We start from the raw sequence: 24,308 nt of genomic DNA on the forward strand, positions 1-24,308 counted from the left end.
GGCAGGCAATGCTTGGAAAATCACAAAAAGCCGCCCATCTGGCCGAGGAAATCACTGATTACACGGTCATTCAGGGGCGCTCGCTTTGGCAGGACGCACGGATACGTTTTGTCCGCAACAAGGCCGCTATGGCCAGCGTTTTCATTCTGGGTCTGATCGTGTTGTTCACGATTGTTGGCCCTTACTTCGCAGTCTGGAACAATGAAGAGATCGACTGGAACGTCATGGGGGACGTGCGCGGCATGGGTATGCCGTCCATGGAAACCGGACACTATTTTGGCGTCGATGATTTGGGGCGCGACCTATACAGCCGCGTCATTCAGGCCACCACCACATCGCTGCTGGTCGGTTTGATCGGGGCCGCGACCGCTCTGATCGTCGGCACCTGCTATGGCATCACCGCCGGATATATCGGCGGGCGCACCGACAGCGCCATGATGCGGTTCGTGGATATCCTTCTGGCAATTCCGGCAACACTGATCATCATTCTGCTGCTAGTCGTGGCGGGACGGTCCTTCTTTATGCTGTTCATCGCATTGGGCGCGGTCGGTTGGCTGACGATGGCGCGGATTGTCCGGGGGCAAACCCTGACCCTCAAGAACCGCGAGTTTATCGAAGCCGCGCGCGCCGCCGGTGTCAGCGAATTTACCATCATGTACCGTCACATTCTGCCCAACCTGTTGGGCGTTGTGATCGTGTACGCTTCGTTACTGGTGCCTGAGATGATCCTGACCGAAAGCTTCATCTCGTTCCTCGGCCTCGGAATCTCAGAACCCTACACATCGTTGGGCCGCCTGATCGCCGAAGGTGCTGGCACCATGGCGTATGGTACGCTCTGGCAGCTGATGTTCCCACTTACTTTTTATGTCGCCATCATCATCACCATGTTTTTCATCGGTGACGGGCTGCGCGACGCTCTGGACCCGAAGGATCGCTGATATGAGTCTGTTTTCCGTGAAGGACCTGAGCGTCCGATTTGATACACCCGACGGCGTGGTTGAAGCTGTACAGGGCATCAGTTTCGACATTAATCCCGGCGAATGTCTGGGCATCGTCGGCGAAAGTGGCTCGGGCAAAAGCCAGACGTTCATGGCAGCGATGGGGCTGTTGCCCTCCGCTGGCCATGCGTCTGGTTCTGCTTTGCTGAATGGTCAGGAGATCCTGAATCTACCTGTGAACAAAATCAACAAGATTCGTGGCTCAGACGTCGGCATGATTTTTCAGGATCCGCTGACCGCCCTGACCCCACATCTGCGGGTCGGCCAGCAGATGCGCGAAGTGCTACAGGTTCACGAAGGTTTGCAAGGCTCGGCTGCCCGCCAACGTTGCCTTGACTGGCTGAATCGCGTTCGCATCCCCGAAGCGAAACGGCGGCTGGATCAATATCCACATGAATTGTCTGGTGGCATGCGTCAGCGTGTGATGATCGCCATGTCGATGCTGTGTAATCCCAAACTTTTGATCGCGGATGAGCCGACTACTGCGTTGGATGTGACCGTTCAGGCCGACATTTTGGACCTGATGGTACGGTTGCAAAAGGATGAAGGTACGGCCATAGCTCTGATCACCCATGACATGGGCGTTGTTGCGCGCATGTGCGACAATATTCAAGTCATGCGTATGGGTGAGTTTGTCGAGGCCGGTGACACGCGCGAAGTCTTTCGTTCTCCTCAGCATGATTATACCCGAACGCTACTTGAGGCTATGCCGCGAATTGATGCGGGCGATGCTCCGAAAGCTCTTACGCAGACGGAAGAACCGTTACTGAAAGTGGATGACGTCAAGGTGCATTTCCCGATCCATGTCTCGGGTGGTCTTTTTGGGCACAAGGTACCCCTAAAAGCCGTTGATGGCGTGAGTTTCGACATCCGAAAGGGCGAGACCCTGGGTGTTGTTGGAGAATCCGGCTGTGGCAAATCCACGCTGGCCCGGGCTGTGCTGCAATTGATCGAACCCAGCGCGGGTAATGTCAGCTGGCTGGGGCATCCGATCGTCGGGCTGAAACGGGCCGAGTTGAACAAGTACCGCAAGGACCTGCAGATCGTGTTTCAGGACCCGCTGGCGAGCCTTGATCCACGGATGACGATCTCGGCCTCGATCGCGGAACCGCTGAAAACCTATCGCCCGGATCTGACCGAGCGGGAACGCAAAGAGTTGGTCGCCGAGATGATGGAGCGTGTTGGCTTGAAGGCCAACATGATTAACCGATATCCGCACGAACTATCCGGGGGGCAAAACCAGCGTGTTGGAATCGCGCGTGCCATGATCAACAAACCAAAACTGATTATCTGTGACGAGGCAGTCTCTGCGCTGGATGTGTCCATTCAAGCCCAGATCGTAGGATTGTTGCGTGAACTGCAACAAGAGTTTGGCCTATCGATGATCTTCATCAGCCACGATTTGTCTGTGGTACGTGCGGTTTCGAACCGGATCATGGTTCTATATCTGGGCCGCATCGTTGAATTGGGCGATGGTGAAGTGATCTGCTCCGAACCGAAACATCCTTACACTCAGTCCCTGATCTCGGCGGTTCCGATCCCTGATCCGGATGTCGAGCGCAGCCGCCAAAGGCTTAAACTACCGGGAGAATTGCCTTCTCCCATGGATCCGAAAGCAGCTTTGCGCTTTTTGCCCAGCAGATTGTCTATGGGTGAGACCGACTATGTACCTCAACTCAGTGAGATTGCCCCGGATCACTTCGTCGCCGAACACGATCCGCTTGAGGCGATTATGGCCAATGCATAAGCTTACGCGCCCGATCCAATCTATCGGGCGCGTTTTAAACTTTATTGAACAAGTGATTAGTGGATTGGTTCATTGATCCAGCTTTCGGTCGTGTTTCGTTTTGACTCTGCCCTTAAGTTAATGGCAGATTCCAGCGAACCCGTAACTGACCAGCCGGGTGCGATTGATTGGTAGGATTTTAGATTATATGTGGGGGCTCCGGCATCACCGAGAGTCGTCGGCAATATATAGAATTAGTGAGGTAATATGGTACGCAAAGTCACCAAGGCGATATTTCCCGTAGCGGGAATGGGCACTCGGTTTCTTCCGGCGACAAAGTCGGTGCCAAAGGAAATCATGACATTGGTTGATCGTCCGCTGGTCCAATATGCCATCGACGAAGCGCGTGCGGCCGGGATCACTGAATTCATCTTCGTGACATCGCGCGGAAAGTCAGCACTTGAGGACTATTTCGATCACAATCTCGTGCTGGAGCAGGACCTCAAATCCAAGGGCAAAGACGAACTGCTTGAAGTATTGAACGCAACCAATATGGAAAGCGGAGCAATTGCCTATATCCGTCAACACAAGGCTTTGGGATTGGGGCATGCGGTCTGGTGCGCCCGTCGACTGATCGGGGATGAACCCTTTGCCGTGATGCTGCCCGACGATGTGATTGCCGCCGACAAACCCTGCCTACAGCAGATGGTCGAAGCCTATGAGGAAACCGGCGGCAACATGGTCGCCGCGATGGAAGTTCCCAACGAAAAAACCAGCTCCTACGGTATTCTGGATACCGGCCAGAATGTTGGAACGGTTGTCCGTGCCAAAGGAATGGTTGAAAAACCGAAACCCGAGGACGCGCCATCCAATCTAGCGGTGATCGGTCGTTACATCTTAGGTCCTTCGGTTCTGTACAATCTGAACCAGAAAAAGAAGGGAAGTGGCGGCGAAATCCAACTGACCGACGCAATTGCTGAGGATATTGGCAATGGTGTCCCTGTCTTTGGCTACAAGTTTGACGGACAGCGGTTCGATTGTGGTTCAAAGGCTGGCTTTCTGCAGGCAACGGTCTCGTTCGCATTGGCTCGCGATGATCTGCGCGACGACCTAAACCAATATCTGCATGAAGTCGTGGCCTCTGATCGGGCCGCGCAGTAGGCCTAGTTGTGTCAGCTATTCCGATTTCAATTCAATAGTTTAAGCTAAAAGGTTCAAAAGGGGCAGGCACCGTGAGCATGGTCTATCCTGTAATTTTATGTGGCGGTTCCGGCACTCGGCTTTGGCCGTTGTCGCGTAAAAGCTACCCCAAACAGTTTGTTCCGCTGATTGGTGAAACCAGCCTGCTGCAGCAATGTGCCGAGCGGTTGAAAGGCCCGACCGACACGCCTTACGCCAAACCTCTGATCCTGACCAACGAGGCTTTCCGCTTTGTTGTCCCTGAACAGTTGATGGCCATCGGAGTCGATCCGGGTCCGATCTTGATCGAACCCGAAGGACGCAATACTGCACCTGCAGTGCTGGCCGCTGCCCTGCACCTTTCATCCACTGACCCCGACGCGATGATGCTGGTGGCCGCGTCGGATCACGTCATTCCAGACAGTGCGGCCTTTCATGCGGCCGTCGCCGAAGGGGTCCGCACAATAGCCGAGCGTGGAGATCTGGTGACGTTTGGGATCACACCCGACCGACCCGAAACCGGATATGGCTACCTTAAGCTCGCCCAAGCACCGGACTCGTCAGGCGCTTCTGTGCAACTTGACCGGTTCGTTGAAAAACCCGATCTTGAAAACGCCAAGGCAATGGTGGTTGAAGGGAGTTATCTTTGGAACTCGGGCATCTTTTTGTTCGCGGTCCGAGATATCCTTGAGGCTTTCGACCAGCATGCACATGATCTAATTGCGCCCGTTCAGAAGGCGGTTGAGCATGCACAGTGTGATCTGGGCTTCCTGCGGTTAGATCCCGAGGCCTGGGCGACAGTTCAGGACATCTCTATCGACTATGCGGTTATGGAGAAGGCCGACAATCTCAGCGTTGTCCCTTATGCCGCCGGGTGGTCAGACGTGGGCAGCTGGTCTGCCGTACAAGAGCTGAGCAACCCCGATACGGACGGCGTTGCAACTGCCGGCGAAGTGACCGCCATAGATTGTCGCAACGTGCTGGTGCGTTCTGAATCGCCCGCGCAAGAAGTTGTTGCAATGGGGTTAGAGAACGTAATCACCGTGGCTATGCCTGACGCGGTTTTGGTCGCCAGCATGGACCGGGCGCAAGACGTCAAGCAGGCCGTCGCAGCATTGAAGGCAAAAGGCGCCAAGCAGGCGGAAGCATTGCCCGTTGATCATCGCCCTTGGGGATGGTTCGAAAGCCTCGTCATCGGCGATCGGTTTCAGGTCAAACGCATTCACGTCCATCCCGGCGCTTCGCTGAGCTTGCAATCGCATCACCATCGGTCCGAGCATTGGATTGTCGTGGAAGGCACCGCCGAGGTGACTATTGACGACAAGGTACAGCTCGTGTCTGAGAATGAATCCGTCTATGTGCCGCTCGGGGCCGTGCACCGGATGGTAAACCCAGGCAAAGTGCCAATGGTTCTTATCGAGGTGCAGACCGGGACCTATTTGGGTGAAGATGACATTATTCGCTACGAAGATGTCTACGCGCGTGACTGAGATCTGATTTCAAGAACTGATCCAAGTTTTGGGGCATCTGCAAGGCAGATGTCTCCATATTTCTGAGACCAAATCTTAAAAATTCGAAACCTGGGCGTTCGGCTGGGTCAGGCGGGATTTACGCACATCACGGCAGTGTGGCGCGCAATCATCATCGGACCGACACCACAGGAGGATGCCCATGCCACAGAACTCTCCCCGTCTAAATCTGCCCTATCTGCAACCCGCGCAGGCCCAAAAACATGTGACCCATAACGAAGCGCTGCGTGCGCTAGATCTGGTGGTGCAGCTAAGCGTTGCGTCCGTTAACGCGACTATCCCACCAGCTGCTCCTGATCAGGGTGAAACCTATGCATTGGGCACGTCTCCGACCGCGGCATGGTCCGGACAGGATGGAAAACTGGCGGCTTGGTTGGACAACGGGTGGCATTTCTTGACGCCCGACATGGGCTGGCGGGCTTGGGATCAAAATGCACGGCTGTTGAAAGTCTGGGACGGGTCGGCGTGGATCGACCCGCCGGTCAATACACAGAACCTTTCCGGGATCGGCATCGCAACCGGATCAGACAGCACAAACCGTCTGGCCGTACGTAGCCCTGCCACCTTGTTGACGCATGAGGGCGCTGGCCACCAACTCAAGATCAACAAGGCTGGTGCCGGTGATACTGCCTCGCTGCTGTTTCAATCGAACTGGACCGGCCATGCCGAAATGGGCCTATCCGGCGATACAAATTTTTCAATCAAGGTCTCGCAGGATGGCGGAAGCTGGGTCGATGCTTTGCGGTTTGACGCCACAACCGGAACAGCCAGCGGAGCGGCTGTGCAAAGCAGCGCCGATGACACCACCTCGGGTCGCCTGATGCGGGCAGATTACGGGTACGGACCGGGCAATGTGCTGGGCACCGTATCCGAAAGCAGCGGCGTACCCAGCGGAGCGGTGATCGAGAGGGGCGGCAATGCAAATGGTGACTACACGCGCTTTGCTGACGGAACCCAGATTTGCACCGCCGTTCTAAGTGCGGTGGCCTGCACGACCGCAACTGGTAGTATGTTCGCCAGCGGTACCGCCAATTGGGATTTCCCTATTGCCTTTGCTGACAGCAGTTCTCCCGCTCTCAGCGGGAACGGCGGCGGTATTGGCCGATTTATGGGGTTTGACGCACCTTCAGAAACTCAAGCGACGTATCAGGTGATGGCTCCATCCTTGGACGCTACCAGTGTAGCCCCAACAGTGATCGCAGTCGGTCGTTGGTACTGAATAAAGACCGTTCGGGCCATCGCCCGGACGGTTATCGTTCTTGCAAATTGGTTTCTGACCGATCCAGACAACACGCAAAGATCTGTCTTATCCTGTACCAAGATCGATACCAGGAACCCAGCTAACAACCCTATCATTTCACTCTTTGTGAAAGCGACAGATCAATGCCAGTTACAAGGCCGCCGTCCATACGCGATATCGACCCTGCCCGGTTACTTCGCGGATCAGCCCCCTATCGCTGAATTTGTCCAGATTTCGCTGTGCCGCTGCACGCGAGGCATGGGTCAGTTCTTCGGCCAGCGGGGCGGAAACCATCGGCCAAGCCGTTAATGCATCAATCAGCACGGGTGGGGTTCGACCGCTTAGGTCCGAAATGGCGTCGCGGGCGCGCCCTTCCCAAGCGCTGATCCGGTCCAAATGCAGCAAAGCCGCAAGTGAGGCCTGGCCTGCCCCCTGAATCCAGGCCGAAAGTTTCTCGTCCAACGATCCTGCCCCCCGCAATGCACCTGGGCCCGACAGAGAAAGCGGCATGAACAATGCGCCACCTCGACCCATCGCGGCGGCATGGCGGGCCGCGATGACCGCGGCCTCGGTATCCTGTCCGATGCCAGGAGACAACGCGCGCCACGCGTGAAATCCGATGGCGGCCTGGGTAACCGGGTGCAAACCGGCGACATTTCGCATGGTTTCCGCCAGATCAATCACTGCTTCGGGTGTATCTTCGAAACCTTGGGCCTGACGGTCTAGAAAAGCGGTCAGCCCCGCATCCCAGCCGCCCTCTGATGGCGCAGCACCCGACGACAGCCGCCTCACTGCCCATCCCGCCCGATACAAAGCCTGCACATCATCACCGGTTGCTCCGATCCGCAAACCGGTCCAAAGCGCAAGGCGGTCGACGCTGATCCGGTCGCCCGTCCACCAGCCCAGATCCGAGACCTCCATCAGGGCCAGACGGTGACCCCACCCCTTGGGACCCGCGCGCAAACGTTCATCCAGAGCTCCAAATGTGACGGCCAGATCGGCAAGTTCAGCCGATAACTCGGATTGGGCCGCACGCCAGTCCCTTGGGTCAAACAGCAAACGCTGGTCCGGTCTCGGTACAGAGGGCAGAAATTCTCCCGGGTCTTCTTCGCCGTCGGGCGGAAGGAACCACAAATCGTCGTCTTCCGGCGGATCGGCGTCATAGATGCTGCGCGGCCCTTCTTCCAAGGCCTCATCATCCGGGTCCGGTATCTGAGGGTTCGGCTTCATGTCGGGTATTCTTCGGGCATTTACCGCGGTTCACAAGTGGTTTTGCGGATTCTTGTCGCTCAGCCTGAGAACGCCTCGGTCAAAACACTTAGTTCTCCACTCAGGTCTGTTTGCGCATCTCCACCCAACAGCATATAGCCGTAGCCATCATTCGCCCATGTCGCTGTCGCAAGACCACTGAGCACCGCAAGGTTCACATCCTTGACCGGTGCTCCCGCGCCTTGCCGGATCACACAAAACGCCACCGGATTGCCCTGGGCGTCAGCAAAGACCACCTGCACCAAAGGTTTACCTTTGAACGACAGTACCTGAGCACGTTTCAGATCAAGGCCCGGCAGAGTTTCCAACACGTCCCGGTTCAGTGAACGACCCAACTGAGCCTCGGCCTGAACAAACTGCGCGTCCAGCGTTTGCTGAGAATTGTCCAGATCGGCAATCGTGTCCGGTGAATAAAGCGATTGATAGATCGCAGCCTGCTCCGCCCAGCCCAATGCCTGTGGTCGCGTGGCCCAGAATGTTGCAGACGCAGCAATAACAGCAACTGAGGCTGCGACCGCCAGCAAACGGAGCGGTCCGGCATTGGATTGTTGAGCGCTCGGAATGGGCAGATCGATCGAAGGCGCCTCAGTTGGAATGCCTTCAAAAGCCTGCTGCACAACCTGGGCAAATGGGTCGAGCGCCATGAGTCGGTGTTCGAGTGCAGAATCCTCGGCCACCGCGTCTTCGATGGCGCGGGCTTCGGCCTCATCGAGGCTGCCTTCCAGATAGGCCAGAAGTGTTTCGTCGGAAAACTTCATTTGCCACTCCGTTGCACGGTGTCAGCCGCATCGTGCTGCATAACGGTTTTCAGTTTCTGCCGGGCATTGGAAAGCCGGCTCATGATTGTGCCGATGGGTACGTCCAGCATATCCGCAGCTTCGCGGTAGCTGTAGCCTTCGACAAACACAAGCATCACCGTTTCACGTTGCGCCTCTGGCAGCTGCATCACTTGAGTAAACACCTGAGCGGCGAAAATATTCGTTTCTGAATCAGGCCCTGTCGCGACTAATTCCGCCTCGGGCGTGACTGAAAGCGCCTGTGCCTTTCTTACGGATCGCGCCCGTATCTCGTTCAGCCATATTGAACGGCAGATCGTCATCAGCCAACTGTCCAGCCGTTCATACGAGGTGACCTGGTGGTGCTTCTCCAACGCCCTCAACGCCGTCGCCTGCAACAGATCATCTGCAACATCCGACGCCCCCGACAAAGCCAGCCCAAACCGCCAGACCCGTTTCGAGTGGGTCTGGATAGCGCCGCGCACGGCTTGTTCGGTGCTTATCTCAACACTCATCGAATAAAACGCGACCTGTGTGTGTTTGCTTTGACATGGGACCGGGCCCGCTTGGTCAGAACTGTCATAGATCCTGGAGGAAAGAAATGAAACTTCTGTTCAAAACAATCACGATTGCGTCGGCTATTATTGCAGGCCCGGGTCTGGCCGCTGATTGGACACTAAACCCGGATGCGTCTCATCTGGCTTATGGAACGGTCAAGATCGATGATGTAGGAGAGGTCAATTCTTTCACCAACCTTTCGGGTCATGTCAGCGAAGATGGCAAGGTTAATATCGATATCGATCTGTCGTCGGTCGAAACGAATATCGACATCCGTAACGAACGGATGATCGAGTATGTGTTTCGCAAGGCCGCGACCGCGACATTGAGCGCGAACATTGATATGGACCAAGTGTCGAAACTGGATGTGGGGGCCAGTAACACGATTGAGGTGGATGCGAAGCTGGCTCTGGCGGGGACCGAGGTGGAATTCTACACCGATATGTTTGTCCTGCGTGTGGCCGAAGATACCGTCATGGTTTCAACCAACGACATGGTGTTCATCAGCACCGAGGATGCGGGCGTTTCGGCAGGCGTAGACAAGCTGATGGAGTTGGCGCAACTACCCAGCATCACCCGCACCGTACCGGTGACCGCACGATTGATGTTCAGTCTCGAAGGTTGAAACCAAAGAATAGTACTGGGTCGAATTTGGCCCCGGCTTATGCCCCCCAAGTGTCGCGTAGGCGATAGCCGCCAGGCCATGGGTCATCGGGGTCGAGCATGTGCTGGTGCGTACCCGTAATCCAGCCTCGCCCCGAGATTTCCGGGGTGATCGCCACGCGGCCGTTCAGATCATGCCGCTCTACGATACGGCAGCGAAATTCACTGTTGATGACTGAACGCGCGTGGTAGCGATCGGTCATCGTCATTTCTCCCTTGGCCAGCAAAACCGCCATCCGGGCTGAAGCACCGGTGCCACAAGGTGAACGATCCAGCTTACCCGGTTTGATGGCGACAGTATTTCGTCCGATGAGAATATCGCCCTGACGATCGAGCGGGCCTGCAATCTGGCAAAACGAAATGTGACTCCAGTCTTTAGTGGGGTGATCGAAGCCTAGCTGCTCATTGGCGGCATCGGTGATACGCGCGCCAGTCCTTGCAAGATCAGCTCCTTCATCAGGGGTAAGCTCGAAACCCAAATCGGCGGCATCGACAATTGCAAAACTGTCGCCACCAAACGCGGTATCCACGCGCAACGTCCCGATGCCCTCAACCTCGATCCGAGCATCCAGCTTGTCGACGAAACTTGGCACATTATGCACAAAGATACGTTCGGCCTTGCCATTGCGGCATTCGGCGCGGACGCGGATCAACCCTCCTGGGGCTTCCAATGTCAGATGGGTTTCAGGCTCGTGCATCGGAAGAATGCCACTGTCCAACAGAACCGTTGAGACACAAATCGAGTTGGAGCCTGACATCGGTGGCGTGTCTTCCGGTTCCATTATGATGAACGCTGCATCGGCCTCGGGGTTTTTTGGTGGAACCAACAGATTCACATGGCGAAAGACACCGCCGCGAGGTTCATTCAGCATGAAATCCCGCAATGTCTGGTCTTCAGCGATAAAGGTCCTTTGGTCCCATACCGTCTCTCCCGGAGGCGGAGCGACGCCGCCGACGACAACGTCGCCCACTTCGCCTTCAGCATGGGCCGAGATTACATGGATGGTTTTGGAACTGCGCATTGAGCCTCCTGAAAGCCGATGGATAATGCGCAGTCATGCAAAACAGATCCGGTCTGGCAAGCCTTATCGCAGCCGCTGACCCGACTCTGGATCAAACAGCATCGCACGCTCAGGACGAACCGAAAGCCCGATGCGGTCACCGGTCGTACTGCGTTGGTCTTCCCGTTCTTCCACAATCAGCTTATCGCCATTTGGCGTCAGCAGATAAGAATATGAAACACCACCGAGCGCTTCGGTCAGATCAACTGTGCAGGTGTCACCGTTTCGATCCACCTGAATATGCTCGGGGCGAATACCCAATGTTACTTTCGTCGCTCCTTTGGGAACGCTCTCGGTGACCGGGACATCATCAGTAAGTGCAGGGTGCCGCACCATGCCGTCCACGACATCGCACTCAAGGAAGTTCATTGCAGGAGACCCGATGAAACCCGCCACGAACTTATTGTCGGGGTCGCGATACAGGTCCATGGGGGCTCCCACTTGCTCAATCCGACCGTCACGTAATACCACAATCTTGTCGGCCATGGTCATCGCCTCAACCTGATCGTGCGTAACATAGATCATCGTCGCGCCGATTTCCTGATGAAGCCGCGCAATTTCAACCCGCATTTCCACGCGAAGTTCTGCATCCAGATTCGAGAGCGGTTCGTCGAACAGGAACACCTCGGGGCCGCGCACAATGGCACGCCCGATCGCGACCCGCTGACGCTGACCGCCGGACAACGCTTTGGGTTTGCGTTTCAGATATTGGTCGAGCTTCAGAATATTTGACGCTTCCTGAACCTTCTGATCGATCTCGGCCTTGGCAACACCGTTCATCCGCAGACCAAATCCCATGTTCTCGGCCACGGTCATATGGGGATAGAGCGCATAGGTTTGAAAAACCATCGCCACTCCGCGTTTGGCAGGATCCACATGCGTGACTTCACGTGCGCCGATATGGATTTCCCCGTCCGAGGTTTCTTCCAAACCCGCGATCATCCTCAACAGCGTGGACTTACCGCAGCCCGAGGGGCCCACGAACACGCAAAACTCACCATCTTCAATCTGCAGATCAATCCCGTGAATGACCTGCGTCTGGCCATACCGTTTGATCGCGCCTTTCAGGGTTACACCTGTCATGTTGCTTGCATCCTATTCTGTTGGCCCTCGGGGAACCGCCACGCCTGTGCTTCTGTGCCGATCTGTTCAGCGACGCGCCGGACGCGCGGCACCCAAGATTGCAATTGCTCGAAATCCATTCGCCCAGTCGATCCTGTCACCGATAGGGCCCCCAACATGCGGCCCCCGTTAGTCAGAATCGGGCAGGCAATGCAGATGATGCCGGGCTCATGCTCTTCATCATCAACTGCGTAACCGCGGCTGCGGATCTTAACGAGATCAGCCCGCAATGCCTTTTCCGAGGCCAAGGTCTTGTCAGTGAACCGATGAAAGCTTTGTTGCGAGATCGTCTTTTCCAACTGTGCCTCGTCCAAATAGGCCATCATCGCTTTGCCAACGCCTGTGCAATAGGCCGGGCCGACCTTGCCGGCCTCAGAATACATCTCAATTGGTCGTTGCGCGTTGCGCTTATCCACATAAAGCACCTGCCCGGAATCAAGTTGCGCCAAGTGCACGGTCTCCCCTGTCTCGGCGCTGAGAGCGTCCAGGAAAGGCCGCGCAATTGGAGCTAATGAGCTATGCGTCCATGCCGAATGCGCCAGTCGCACCAATCGCATACCTGGCGAATAGGTCTGCCGTTCCGGTTCGTAGTGCAGCATGCCCTGATTGGTTAGCGACTGCAGAAAACGGTATAGCGTCGCCTTGGGAAATTCACTGCGTTCCAGCAATTCCCCGAACCGCACCGGGCGTTCGAAGGCCGCGACCTGTTCCAGCACGTCACATGCTTTTCCTATTGTTCCGTCACCTGCCACGGGTGCCTGTTCTCCTCCACTTTCCCTCGGCTTTGGGCACGAGGGTCTTGACAAGAGTAGCCGAGTCGATGTGTAGTTTTCAATATATAAAACAAGGTTTCAATATTTGAGACCAATATGGAAGCTTAAGGGAGGAAACTATGCATTCCATGTTCAAGCGCACAGCGGCTGCTTTGGCTGCCAGTGTGGCACTTGCTGCGCCCGTCGCGGCAGAGCTGACCGGCGAGCTGCGAATCTTCCTCGATACGTCCAACCCGGCGCCGCGCGCGACGATGGAAGCGATGATCGAGCGATTCGCGGCCGAACATCCCGGTCTGGAAATCGAAACCACCGTGATCGACCGTGAGGCCTACAAGACCCAGATTCGCAACTTCCTGACGGCTGACACGCCAGACGTTGCCACCTGGTATGCAGCCAACCGGATGAAGCCTTATGTTGAAGCGGGTCTTTTCGAAGACGTCTCGGACCTGTGGGCTGAACCTGAAATCGCCGACAATCTGGCCTCGACCAAAGGTGCGATGACCATAGATGGCAAACAGTGGGGTGTCCCGTACACCTACTATCAATGGGGCGTTTATTACCGCAAAGACATCTTTGATGAGCTGGGTCTGACCGAGCCGACCACTTGGGAAGAAGAACTGGCCAATTGCCAGAAGATCGTCGATTCCGGCCGCGCCTGTTATACCATCGGCACCAAGTTCCTGTGGACAGCAGGTGGCTGGTTTGACTATCTGAACATGCGCACCAACGGGTTCGACTTTCACAATCAACTCGCAAATGGCGAGATCAGCTGGGAAGACGACCGGGTTAAGCAGACCTTCGCCAACTGGAAACAGCTGATCGACATGGGCGCATTCATTGACAACCACCAGACATATAGCTGGCAAGAAGCCCTGCCCTTTATGGTCAACGGTGAGGCCGCCGCCTATCTGATGGGTAACTTCGCTGTGGCTCCGCTGCGTGAAGCAGGCCTAACCGACGATCAGTTGGACTTCTATCAGTTTGTCGCCATCAACCCCGATGTTGAACTGGCCGAAGACGCGCCGACCGATACGTTCCATATCCCGGCCAATGCCTCGAACAAGGAAGCCGCGCGTGAGTTCCTGCGTTTCGCAGTCTCTGCGGACGAACAGACCGAAATCAACAACGGTGCAAACCTCGGCCAATTGCCTGTGAACGCGCAATCTGCAGTCGACGACGACAAGTTCCTGCAGCAGGGCTTTGTCATGCTATCGTCTAACAGCCCCGGCGGTGTTGCACAGTTCTGGGACCGCGACGCACCAGCGGAAATGGCAAAAGTGTCGATGGAAGGCTTCCAGGAATTCATGGTCAAGCCGGACAACGCTGACAAGATTCTGGCCAAGCTGGAACGTGCGCGCGAGCGCATCTACGACAACTAAATCTTGTCCAGGGTCGGGCTGAAGCCCGGCCTACACCTTGCACAATAGTAGGGCGGGCTTCAGCCCGCCTTCACCCACCAGATCCGAGATGCCCATGACCGCTGCCGTTGACGCCCCCGAGCAAGAAAGCTGGTTCCACAGAAACCAACAGCGCATCGCGCCCTGGCTGTTTTTGGCTCCGGGTCTGTTGTTCTTCATGGTCTATGTGATCATCCCGGTTTTTCAATCTTTCAATCTGTCTCTTTATGAATGGGACGGTTTAGGTGCAGCTGAATATGTCGGCTTTCGCAACTATGAAGATCTGTATTGGGAATGGGTGGACCGCGACGCTTTCTACATCTCGCTCAAGAACAACTTGATCTGGCTGATCCTGTATCTGGCCGCAATCCCTGCAGGCTTGTTTATCGCACTGTTCCTGAACCAGACGGTCTGGGGCATCCGCCTCTACAAGTCTTTGTTCTTCTTTCCCTTCGTCATCTCTCAGGTCGTCGTTGGGCTAGTATTCACATGGTTCTACGACCCAACCTTTGGCCTGCTAAATGAATTCCTAAGCCTCTTTGGCCTCGGTCCACTGAACGTGCTGGGGGATGAGCGCTTCGTAACCTACGGCATTATCTTCGCAGGTCTATGGCCACAAACGGCCTATTGCATGATCCTCTACCTCACCGGCCTGAACGCCGTCGACCCCGAACAGATCGAAGCCGGGCGTCTGGACGGCGCAAAAGGTGGGCGAATGCTGTGGCACATCATTCTGCCGCAGCTGCGCCCGGCAACATTCATCGCATTCGTTGTGACAATCATCGGCGCGCTGCGCAGCTTTGACCTGATCTCGATCATGACACAGGGCGGTCCTTTTGGCTCGTCCCGCGTGCTGGCCTACTACATGTTCGAGGTCGCGCTGTCCGAATACGGCTTCCGCATGGGATATGGCGCAGCTATCGCTGTGATCCTGTTCCTGATTATGCTCTGCTTCATCGCCTACTTCCTGTGGTCGATGTACCGCGAAGAAAGGGGGCACTGAGATGTTTCCCAAACCGATCGAAAAACAACCCCGTGCGGCACAGATCACTTATCAGGCGATGTTGCCTCTGGCACTGCTACTATGGCTGGGCCCCCTTTTGGCGGTCGCGCTTTTCTCGGTCAAACCAGCCGCAGACTTCACCAATGCGAATTACTGGGGGATGCCGTCCAGTTTTGAGGGCGCGTTCAACTATGGTCAGGTCTTTTTCAATTCGGATATGCCACGTTACTTGATGAACTCGTTCCTGATCACCGTACCAACGGTAATCGGGGCCGTTGCACTCAGTTGCATGACAGGCTTCGCGCTGGGGATCTACAAATTCAAATCGAACCTCTGGATCTTCTTCATGTTTGTGGCGGGCAATTTCGTACCCTTCCAGATCCTGATGGTCCCTGTGCGAGATCTCACGCTGGAGTTGGGCCTTTACAACACCAAAACAGGGCTTGTGCTATTCCACATCGCCTTCCAGACCGGGTTCTGCACGCTCTTCATGCGCAACTTCATCCGCGCCCTGCCATTCGAACTGATCGAGGCCGCACGGGTCGAGGGCATTAGCGAATGGCGAATCTTCTGGTACGTCGTTCTACCACTGATGAAACCGGCCATCGCCGCACTCAGTGTCCTGATTTTCACCTTCATCTGGAACGACTATTTCTGGGCTGTTGTTCTGACCCAAGGGGCCGAAAGCCAGCCCGTGACAGCCGGGATCACCAGCTTTAACGCGCAATTTCGCGCTGCTTATCAGTTGATGAGTGCCGGTTCTATAGTGGCAGCCCTGCCGCCGGTTGCCATGTTCTTCCTGATGCAGAAACACTTCATCGCGGGCCTGACCCTCGGTGCCGTAAAATAACGTCAAACCAGAGGTTTACCTCATGACCAAGATCACCTTTGTAGGTGCAGGTTCCACGATCTTCATGCAGAACATCGTGGGCGACGCCCTGCTCACCCCTGCCCTTGCAGACAGCCACTTTGCGCTGATGGATATCGATCCGGTGCGCTTGGCCGAAAGCGAAGCTGTGGCCAAGGCCATGATCCGCTCAGTCGGCACGGGTGCAACCGTCTCAACCCACACGGATCGTCGCGCGGCGCTGGACGGCGCAGATTTCGTGATCACTGCCTTTCAGGTTGGCGGGTATGAGCCTTGCACAGTGACAGATTTTGAAATCCCAAAACAATATGGCCTGCGTCAGACTATCGCCGATACGCTGGGTGTTGGTGGCATTATGCGCGGCCTGCGCACTGTGCCCGTTCTGTGGGGCGTCGCGCAGGACATGATGCAGTTGTGCCCCAACGCAACTCTGCTGCAATACGTGAATCCGATGGCCATCAACACCTGGTCTCTGGCTGAGCGCTTCCCTAATCTGAAACATGTCGGCCTGTGCCATTCTGTCCAGAACACGGTCGAAGAACTGGCGCATGATCTAGACCTGCCCAAGGCGGACTTTCGCTACAAAGTTGCCGGTATCAATCACGTCGCGTTCTTCCTCAAGCTCGAGCATGAAGGCCGCGATCTGTATCCGGCTTTGCGTCAGGGCTATCGCGCCGGGCATTTACCCAAGCCTCCGCTGCTAATGCCGCGCTGTCCAAACAAAGTCCGGTACGAAGTGATGGACCATCTTGGATACTTCTGCACCGAAAGTTCCGAGCATTTTGCAGAATACGTTCCTTGGTTCATCAAAGACGGTCGCAATGACCTGATCGAACAGTTCAGCATACCGCTGGACGAATACCCGACCCGCTGTGTCGAGCAGGTGGCCAATTGGAAGGAACAGGCCAAGACCCTGACAGATGGTCGGAACATTGAAGTAACCCGAAGCCATGAATTCGCCGCCGACCTTATGAACGCAATCGCGACAGACACGCCGTACACAGCTTACGGCAACCTGCCAAATACGGGTCAGATTCCGCAACTACCCCTAGGTGCAGCGGTTGAAACGCCGTGTCTGGTTGACTCGAATGGCGTCCAGCCTTCCGTGGTCACGGATATCCCGCCACAACTGATCGCGTTGATGCGGACCCAGATCAACGTACAAGAGCTAACGGTTCGCGCGCTGACCGAAGAAAACCCCGAATACATCTATCACGCCGCAATGATGGATCCCCATACTGCGGCCGAGCTGGATCTGCGCCAAATTCGCGGCCTCGTCACCGATCTGCTTTCTGCCCATGGCGATTGGCTGCCAGATTGGTGCCGCCCCGCCCGCGCAGCTTAATCTTCGTCTTCTCAAAAAACACTCAATTCCAACGCCAGACAGACAGAGCCAATAATGACCAAAAAACGCCGTTCACAGCATTGGTACGGAAAACTCGATAAGGACGGGTTCATTCACCGGTCCTGGATGAAAAACCAGGGCTTTCCGGATCACGCTTTTGACGGGCGCCCCATCATCGGTATCTGCAACACATGGTCGGAACTGACGCCCTGCAATTCGGGCCTTCGTGATCTGGCCGAAGGCGTGAAACGGGGCGTGTGGGAGGCCGGCGGCTTTCCAGTGGAATTCCCCGTTATGTCGCTGGGCGAGACCCAGATGAAACCCACCGCCATGCTGTTTCGCAACCTGCTGGCGATGGATGTGGAGGAATCGATCCGCGCCTATGGTATCGACGGCGTTGTCCTGCTGGGTGGATGCGACAAGACCACCCCGGGGCAGCTGATGGGTGCAGCCTCGGTCGATTTACCGTCCATCGTGGTTAGCTCTGGCCCGATGCTGAACGGCAAATACCGGGGTCAGGATATCGGCTCGGGCACAGATGTCTGGAAGTTTTCCGAGGCTGTTCGTGCCGGAGAAATGACACTTCAGGATTTCATGAACGCTGAATCAGGCATGTCGCGTAGCGCGGGTGTGTGCATGACTATGGGCACCGCTAGTACTATGGCCTCATTGGTTGAGGCGATGGGCATGTCGCTGCCCACCAACGCCGCCCTGCCCGCCGTTGATGCCCGCCGCATGGCGCTGGCGCATCTGACCGGCAAGCGCATTGTCGAGATGGTGGACGAGGACCTCAAGCCATCAGATATCCTGACCAGGGAGGCGTTTGAGAATGCCATCCTCGCCAATGCGGCCGTCGGAGGATCGACAAACGCAGTGGTCCACCTGTTGGCACTTGCAGGTCGCGTGGGTGTCGACTTGACGTTGAAAGACTTTGAAATCGGATCAGAAATCCCCCTGCTGGTCAATTGCATGCCTTCCGGCAAATACCTGATGGAGGACTTCTGTTATGCAGGCGGCGTGCCAGTGGTTCTGAGCGAACTCAAACCTTTCCTGCGCCCGGCAAGAACAGTTCTGAACAAGGACATCTCGGCCCACTGTGAAGGGGCTGAGTGTTTCAACTCAGACGTCATCCGCCCATTTAGTGATCCGGTAAAACCCACCGCAGGCCTGAGGGTTCTGCGCGGCAATCTTGCGCCCAACGGGGCAATCGTGAAGCCTTCAGCGGCCACAGATGCACTGCTGGAAACCGAGGCCGAAGCATACGTTTTTGAGAGCATCGAAGATCTGAAAGCCAATATCGACCGCGACGACTTACCAGTAACACCTGAGACCATTCTGGTCCTCAAAGGTTGTGGGCCCAAGGGCTATCCAGGGATGCCCGAGGTTGGGAACATGCCGATCCCGGCCAAGCTGGTCAAAGACGGCGTACGCGACATGATCCGGATCTCGGACGCGCGTATGTCTGGTACTGCATTCGGGACAGTTATCCTGCATGTCAGCCCTGAGGCTCAGGCCGGTGGTACGTTGGCGTTGGTCAAAACCGGTGACCGTATTCGCGTGTCCGCCAGCAAGGGCGAGCTGCAGCTGCTGGTCGACGAAAAGGAACTGGACGCCCGCCGCGCCCTGTGGCAACCGGACGATCCGCATTACTCGCGCGGGTATGCGAAGCTTTATATCGACCACGTGTTGCAGGCTGATCGCGGCGCGGACCTTGATTTCCTTGTGGGCAAAGACACGCGCCTAGTGACGAGAGAGAGCCACTGATGGATCAACCTGCTACATTTCAAGACCTCAACGGAGCCTCTGTTTATATCACCGGCGGCGGTTCGGGCGTTGGTGCAGCGTTGACTGACGGGTTCATGGCCCAAGGGGCTAAAGTTGCCTTTATCGGTCGGTCAGATGCCGGTGAATTTGTCGAACAGATGCGTGACAAGCACGGCCGTGCCCCCTTGTTTTTGCAGGGTGACATGACCGATACCGAGCTGTTGCACGCCACCATGGCCAAAGCAGCTGAAGCCCATGGCCCGATCAAAGTGCTGGTCAACAACGCCGCGAATGACAAGCGGCACTCACTTGAAGAAACTACAACCGAGTTCTGGGACTGGATGATCGAAGTCAACCTAAAGGCCTACTATTTTGCCTGTCAGGAAGCCGCGCGACAGATGAAGGACAAAGGCGGTTCGATCATCAATTTCAGTTCGATCAGTTACCTGATGGGGAACGCAGGTTATCCAATCTATACCAGTTCAAATGCGGCGATCACCGGCATGACACGCTCGTTGGCGCGTGAACTTGGGCCACATAAAATTCGCGTCAACGCGCTGGCACCGGGATGGGTTCTGACACAGAAACAGCTGGACATGTGGGCCACACCCGAAGATCTGGCTGCGCATATGGATCGCCAGAGCCTGAAAGAGCATCTGACGCCCGAAGACATGATCGCACCAACCCTGTTTCTGGCTTCAAGCGCAAGCCGTGCAATGACCGGGCAGTGCATGGTGGTTGACGGCGGCGTGGTAGGAACGGGGTGACGCTATGAATGTCGAGTGGATCGCTGTTGACTGGGGAACATCTCATCTGCGGGCATGGGCCATGCAAGGGGACAGCATTCTGGCACAGGCCGCGTCGCAGGATGGTATGTCCCGCACAGCGGGCGGGGTTTTTCAGTCGGCCCTGCTGGCTTTGATCGAAGATTGGCTGCCCGGGCAACCGGTAGATGTGATCGCCTGCGGAATGGTCGGGGCACGACAGGGTTGGGTCGAGGCCCCGTATTCTGCGGTTCCATCCGAGCCTATTCCGGTCGTACCCTTCCGCGTTCCAAACACCGATCCGCGTATTCGGGCCTTCGTCGTTCCTGGGCTGAGACAGAACAGCCCCCCCGATGTGATGCGCGGCGAAGAGACTCAGATTGCGGGGTTCCTCAGCACGCATCAGAATTGGGACGGTGTGATTTGCTTGCCCGGCACTCATACAAAGTGGGCCCAGATCAGTGCCGGAGAGGTGGTCAGTTTCCGAACCTTCATGACCGGCGAGTTGTTTGATCTGCTGCGCGGGCAATCCGTTCTGCAGCATTCAATTGACGAGGGCTGGAACGACGCGAGTTTTACCGAAGCGGTTGCCGACATGCTGTCGAAACCCGAGCAGCTGGCAGCGCGCCTATTCGGGCTACGGGCCGCTGATTTGCTGCACGGTCAAAGCAAGAGCGTTGCACGCGCCCGTCTTTCAGGGTTCCTGATTGGCGCCGAGCTTGCCGCATCGCGGCCCTATTGGCTGGGCCAACAATTGGCGATCATCGGCTCGGAAAGTCTGACCAAGGCCTACGCGACCGCCCTGCAGCAACAAGGTGCCATGGTCGAAACCGCAGACGCCACAATCGCAACACTTGCGGGTCTGTCGCAGGCCCGAACATTAACGAGGCAAACCGCATGAGCCGCCCCATCATCGCCATCTTGCGTGGGCTGACCCCTGACGAGGCAATACCCGTCGGTCACGCCCTGTTGGAAGCGGGCATAGACCGGATTGAGGTTCCGTTGAATTCTCCCGATCCGCTGGAAAGTATCCGAGTTCTCGCCTCGGAAATCGGGGACCGCGCGCTTATTGGGGCGGGTACTGTATTGACCCCCGATCAGGTTGACGCGGTTGCCGATGTCGGGGGCAAACTGATCGTTTCGCCAAATTGCGATGTGTCCGTAATCCAACGCTCTGTCGCGCTTGGGCTGCAAAGCTGGCCGGGTGTGTTCACGCCGACCGAGGCCTTCGCAGCGCTCCAGGCTGGGGCTACAGGGTTAAAACTTTTCCCCGGTTCGCTTGCCGGTCTTGCAGGGTTGGCTGCGCTGCGCCCTGTTTTGCCGCCGGGTGCTCAGGTCTTTGCGGTGGGCGGTGCGGGCCCCGAGAACTTTGGAGCCTGGATCGAGGCCAGCGCCGACGGCTTCGGAATTGGATCTGCGCTCTATAAGCCCGGAATGTCAGTTGGAGAAATAGCAAACCGTGCCCGGCAAATCGTTGCTGCCTATGATGAGGCCGTTGGATGAGTCAGGTCTATGACGACCGCCCCTGCGAATTGGGCGAGGGGCCATTGTGGCACCCTGAACGGCAACAGCTTTTCTGGTTCGATATCATCGGCAAACGACTGATGACGCGAGAAAATGAACAAGCGCGTAGCTGGGCGTTCGATGAACATGTCTCAGCCGCAGGATGGGTAGACCGTGACACTTTGCTGATCGCGTCGGAAACCGGCCTGTGGCGATTTGGTCTTGAGAGTCGAGCCAAAGAATTGATCGCCCCGCTTGAGGTCGACAATCCGGTGACTCGATCCAATGATGGGCGCGCCGATCCTTGGGGCGGGTTCTGGATTGGCACCATGGGCAAACAGGCAGAAGTAGGCGCAGGTTCGATCTATCGCTATTGGAATGGCGAGCTACGGCCATTGGTCCGAGATATCACCATCTCAAATGCAATTTGCTTTGCGCCGGACCGATCCTGCGCCTATTACAGCGATACCGCCACCAAGCTGGTCATGCGTTGGGAACTGGACGCGCAGACAGGCTGGCCCATAGAAAAAGCGGCGGTCTTCCTTGACCTGCAAAGCGAAGATCTGAACCCGGACGGTGCCGTGGTTGATCACGACGGAAACATCTGGATCGCCCAATGGGGTGCCAGCCGGGTTGCAGCCTATACGCCCGGCGGTCAATTCCTGAGAGCGGTTGGTTTCGATGCCAAACACACTTCGTGCCCGAGTTTTGGTGGTGATGACCTGACTACACTGTTCTGCACCACCGCCCGCCAAGGGCTGGACGCGGACACTCTTGTAAGAACGCCGACGAATGGCATGACACTCACCGCGCCAAATGTGGCGCAAGGTCAAGCTGAACACAGAGTTATACTATGAAGCCGGAACTTGGCGTTTGCTATTACCCTGAACACTGGCCCGAAGAAAACTGGGCTCAGGACGCCGCGCGCATGGTCGAGACTGGCTTGAAATGGGTCAGGATCGGCGAATTCGCCTGGAGCCGAATGGAACCCACTGCTGGAGACCTGCAATTCGACTGGTTGGATCGCGCGATTGAAACCTTGGGTGCGGCAGGGCTGAAGATTGTGCTGGGCACCCCGACGGCAACACCTCCGCGATGGATGCTGGACAAGCATCCCGACATGCTGGCTGTGGATGTTGATGGCAATCTACGCAAGTTCGGCTCACGCAGACATTATTGCTTTAGTCACACCGGCTATATCGACGAATGCAAGCGGATCACGAAGATCATGGGTCAGCGCTATGGCCGCAACCCGCATATCGCTGCTTGGCAAATCGATAACGAATATGGCTGTCACGATACGACGCTCAGCTATAGTGCTGCGGCGTTGTATGCTTTTCACCGCTGGCTGGCGAACCGATACAACTCGATCGACGCGTTGAACGATGCCTGGGGGAATGTGTTCTGGTCGATGGAATATAACAGCTTCGATCAGATCGAGCTGCCGAACCGGACCGTGACCGAGCCCAACCCGGCACACGTCTTGGCGTTTCGCAGGTTCAGTTCGGATCAAGTGGTGGCGTTCAACAAGGCCCAGGTCGATGCGCTGCGGCCGCTAACGGATCAACCATTGCTGCACAATTACATGGGGCGTGTGCTGGAATTCGATCATTTCGATGTAGGCAGGGATTTGGACATCGCGACGTGGGACAGCTATCCGATTGGCTTCCTGTCGGATCGGTTGGAAGTGGACGAGCCGCACAAGACTGCATTTCTGCAGCAGGGTGATCCGGACATGCAGGCCTTTCACCACGACCTATACCGCGCCGTCGGTCGAGGCCGTTGGTGGGTCATGGAACAGCAACCCGGTCCAGTGAACTGGGCCCCCTACAACCCGGCACCCCTGCCCGGCATGGTGCGTCTCTGGTCGCTTGAGGCGGTGGCCCATGGGGCCGAAGTGGTCAGCTATTTCCGCTGGCGGCAAGCACCGTTCGGGCAGGAACAGATGCATGCCGGTCTACTTACCCCGCATGGCGACGAAGCACCCGGTTTGGCAGAGGCGCGTCAGACCGCCGATGATCTGGCCGCGATAGGCACGGTTAAACCAGCCCATGCACAGGTTGCTATCGTCTTCGATTATGCATCTGACTGGGCCTGGACAACGCAGCCTCAGGGCGCGGGGTTCGACTATTTCCGGCTCGTATTCTCTGCCTACCGCGCGTTGCGGCGCGCTGGGTTGTCGGTGGATTTCGTGCCTCAGGACAAGGTCGGCAAGGAGCACTATAATCTGATCCTAGCACCGGGCCTGGCTGCCCTAGGCGATCTTGAACAAAGGCTACTACAAGGATGTGATCTTGCCGTTCTGGGACCGCGCAGCGGGGCAATCACCGCAGATTTTCAGATCCATGATTCGGGGCGCCCAGGTCTTGATGGCCTCAGCAGCCATGTCGATCTGATCGAAACTTTGCCACCCGGCGTAACCCGTATTGTCGAAGGGGGTGGTGCTGCGGAACATTGGGTTGAGCGCTTGTCAGGCTCCGCCCAAAAATTGCTTTCTTTCGCAGATGGCGCTGCGGCGTTGCATGGCGGTGCCGGTCTTTGGTATTTGGCGGGGTTCCCCGATGAGGCCCTTTGGGATCGCGTCATAGCCATGGCGGCCCAGAAAACGGATCTGGCGCTCCATCCGATGCCCAAAGGGCTGCGGCGGCGCGAGACGCAGTCGCACGAAGTGCTGATCAACTATAATGCGCATTCAGTGACATGGGACGGCCAGCAGATCGAGGGATGTGATGTCCTGTTCAGGACGCGCGGTTCATATAAACGTTAATCT

The 24,308-nt window shown here is 56.5% G+C and carries 22 protein-coding genes; 16 read left to right on the forward strand and 6 right to left on the reverse strand.

Annotation, left to right across the window (positions count from 1 at the left end):
* Positions 1-8: 8 nt before the first annotated feature.
* The 5 genes from ACR0BT_RS06735 to ACR0BT_RS06755 all read left to right on the forward strand — a co-directional run bounded on the left by ACR0BT_RS06735 (position 9) and on the right by ACR0BT_RS06755 (position 6,651).
* The gene (locus ACR0BT_RS06735; protein WP_170509646.1) at positions 9-938 is read left to right on the forward strand and encodes an ABC transporter permease subunit; all 930 of its coding nucleotides are present in this window, start codon (positions 9-11) and stop codon (positions 936-938) included.
* A 1-nt stretch (position 939) separates the two neighbouring features.
* Positions 940-2,745, forward strand: a complete 1,806-nt coding sequence (locus tag ACR0BT_RS06740; protein WP_480762770.1) for an ABC transporter ATP-binding protein — start codon at positions 940-942, stop codon at positions 2,743-2,745.
* A 246-nt stretch (positions 2,746-2,991) separates the two neighbouring features.
* Entirely contained in the window at positions 2,992-3,885 is an 894-nt protein-coding gene (galU, locus tag ACR0BT_RS06745; RefSeq protein WP_170407796.1) for a UTP--glucose-1-phosphate uridylyltransferase GalU, read from the forward strand.
* A 77-nt stretch (positions 3,886-3,962) separates the two neighbouring features.
* Positions 3,963-5,393, forward strand: a complete 1,431-nt coding sequence (locus ACR0BT_RS06750; protein WP_480763031.1) for a mannose-1-phosphate guanylyltransferase/mannose-6-phosphate isomerase — start codon at positions 3,963-3,965, stop codon at positions 5,391-5,393.
* Positions 5,394-5,574: 181 nt separating this feature from the next.
* Entirely contained in the window at positions 5,575-6,651 is a 1,077-nt protein-coding gene (locus ACR0BT_RS06755; protein WP_480762771.1) for a DUF2793 domain-containing protein, read from the forward strand.
* 171 nt (positions 6,652-6,822) lie between these two features.
* Here the strand turns inward: ACR0BT_RS06755 and ACR0BT_RS06760 are convergent, their stop codons facing one another.
* Genes ACR0BT_RS06760 through ACR0BT_RS06770 form a run of 3 tightly spaced genes read right to left on the reverse strand, consistent with a single transcriptional unit; the run spans position 6,823 to position 9,232 of the window.
* Positions 6,823-7,902 carry a helix-turn-helix domain-containing protein gene (locus ACR0BT_RS06760; protein ID WP_170646940.1) on the reverse strand — a complete coding sequence of 360 codons (1,080 nt, stop codon included), beginning with the start codon at positions 7,900-7,902 and terminating at the stop codon, positions 6,823-6,825.
* A 59-nt stretch (positions 7,903-7,961) separates the two neighbouring features.
* Complete coding sequence (locus tag ACR0BT_RS06765) at positions 7,962-8,699, reverse strand: hypothetical protein (protein WP_170596179.1); 738 nt, start codon at positions 8,697-8,699, stop codon at positions 7,962-7,964.
* Entirely contained in the window at positions 8,696-9,232 is a 537-nt protein-coding gene (locus ACR0BT_RS06770) for a sigma-70 family RNA polymerase sigma factor (RefSeq protein WP_170422839.1), read from the reverse strand. Before ACR0BT_RS06770 ends, ACR0BT_RS06765 begins: the two co-directional genes overlap by 4 nt.
* Before the next feature lie 86 nt (positions 9,233-9,318).
* Between ACR0BT_RS06770 and ACR0BT_RS06775 the strand changes: the two genes are divergently transcribed.
* Positions 9,319-9,900 (forward strand): YceI family protein, encoded by a 582-nt coding sequence (locus ACR0BT_RS06775; RefSeq protein ID WP_170422841.1) that lies wholly within the window; start codon positions 9,319-9,321, stop codon positions 9,898-9,900.
* Positions 9,901-9,937: 37 nt separating this feature from the next.
* Here the strand turns inward: ACR0BT_RS06775 and ACR0BT_RS06780 are convergent, their stop codons facing one another.
* From ACR0BT_RS06780 to ACR0BT_RS06790, 3 genes are all read right to left on the reverse strand, one after another.
* Positions 9,938-10,960, reverse strand: coding sequence for a trans-3-hydroxy-L-proline dehydratase (locus tag ACR0BT_RS06780; RefSeq protein ID WP_480762772.1), 1,023 nt, complete (start codon positions 10,958-10,960; stop codon positions 9,938-9,940).
* A gap of 63 nt (positions 10,961-11,023) precedes the next feature.
* Positions 11,024-12,082 carry an ABC transporter ATP-binding protein gene (locus ACR0BT_RS06785; RefSeq protein WP_480614367.1) on the reverse strand — a complete coding sequence of 353 codons (1,059 nt, stop codon included), beginning with the start codon at positions 12,080-12,082 and terminating at the stop codon, positions 11,024-11,026.
* Complete coding sequence (locus ACR0BT_RS06790) at positions 12,079-12,873, reverse strand: IclR family transcriptional regulator (protein ID WP_170394450.1); 795 nt, start codon at positions 12,871-12,873, stop codon at positions 12,079-12,081. The genes ACR0BT_RS06785 and ACR0BT_RS06790 overlap by 4 nt, the downstream gene beginning before the upstream one ends.
* A 140-nt stretch (positions 12,874-13,013) precedes the next feature.
* On the opposite strand from ACR0BT_RS06790, the gene ACR0BT_RS06795 reads away from it, so the two are divergent.
* From ACR0BT_RS06795 to ACR0BT_RS06840, 10 genes are all read left to right on the forward strand, one after another.
* A complete protein-coding gene (locus tag ACR0BT_RS06795; RefSeq protein WP_170394448.1) occupies positions 13,014-14,273 on the forward strand; it encodes an ABC transporter substrate-binding protein in 1,260 nt (419 codons plus the stop codon).
* 94 nt (positions 14,274-14,367) lie between these two features.
* Entirely contained in the window at positions 14,368-15,294 is a 927-nt protein-coding gene (locus ACR0BT_RS06800) for a carbohydrate ABC transporter permease (RefSeq protein WP_170394445.1), read from the forward strand.
* Position 15,295: 1 nt separating this feature from the next.
* Positions 15,296-16,144 (forward strand): carbohydrate ABC transporter permease, encoded by an 849-nt coding sequence (locus ACR0BT_RS06805; protein ID WP_170394442.1) that lies wholly within the window; start codon positions 15,296-15,298, stop codon positions 16,142-16,144.
* 22 nt (positions 16,145-16,166) lie between these two features.
* The gene (melA, locus tag ACR0BT_RS06810; RefSeq protein WP_480762773.1) at positions 16,167-17,507 is read left to right on the forward strand and encodes an alpha-galactosidase; all 1,341 of its coding nucleotides are present in this window, start codon (positions 16,167-16,169) and stop codon (positions 17,505-17,507) included.
* 54 nt (positions 17,508-17,561) lie between these two features.
* The gene (locus ACR0BT_RS06815) at positions 17,562-19,271 is read left to right on the forward strand and encodes an IlvD/Edd family dehydratase (RefSeq protein ID WP_480762774.1); all 1,710 of its coding nucleotides are present in this window, start codon (positions 17,562-17,564) and stop codon (positions 19,269-19,271) included.
* The gene (locus ACR0BT_RS06820) at positions 19,271-20,038 is read left to right on the forward strand and encodes an SDR family oxidoreductase (RefSeq protein ID WP_170394433.1); all 768 of its coding nucleotides are present in this window, start codon (positions 19,271-19,273) and stop codon (positions 20,036-20,038) included. The genes ACR0BT_RS06815 and ACR0BT_RS06820 overlap by 1 nt, the downstream gene beginning before the upstream one ends.
* Before the next feature lie 4 nt (positions 20,039-20,042).
* Complete coding sequence (locus tag ACR0BT_RS06825) at positions 20,043-20,936, forward strand: 2-dehydro-3-deoxygalactonokinase (RefSeq protein ID WP_480762775.1); 894 nt, start codon at positions 20,043-20,045, stop codon at positions 20,934-20,936.
* A complete protein-coding gene (locus ACR0BT_RS06830; protein WP_480762776.1) occupies positions 20,933-21,538 on the forward strand; it encodes a 2-dehydro-3-deoxy-6-phosphogalactonate aldolase in 606 nt (201 codons plus the stop codon). Before ACR0BT_RS06825 ends, ACR0BT_RS06830 begins: the two co-directional genes overlap by 4 nt.
* Positions 21,535-22,395 (forward strand): SMP-30/gluconolactonase/LRE family protein, encoded by an 861-nt coding sequence (locus ACR0BT_RS06835; RefSeq protein ID WP_480762777.1) that lies wholly within the window; start codon positions 21,535-21,537, stop codon positions 22,393-22,395. The genes ACR0BT_RS06830 and ACR0BT_RS06835 overlap by 4 nt, the downstream gene beginning before the upstream one ends.
* Positions 22,392-24,305 carry a beta-galactosidase gene (locus tag ACR0BT_RS06840; RefSeq protein ID WP_480762778.1) on the forward strand — a complete coding sequence of 638 codons (1,914 nt, stop codon included), beginning with the start codon at positions 22,392-22,394 and terminating at the stop codon, positions 24,303-24,305. Before ACR0BT_RS06835 ends, ACR0BT_RS06840 begins: the two co-directional genes overlap by 4 nt.
* The last annotated feature ends 3 nt before the right edge of the window (positions 24,306-24,308 follow it).

It is taken from the genome of Ruegeria sp. CJ6, from assembly GCF_056536665.1.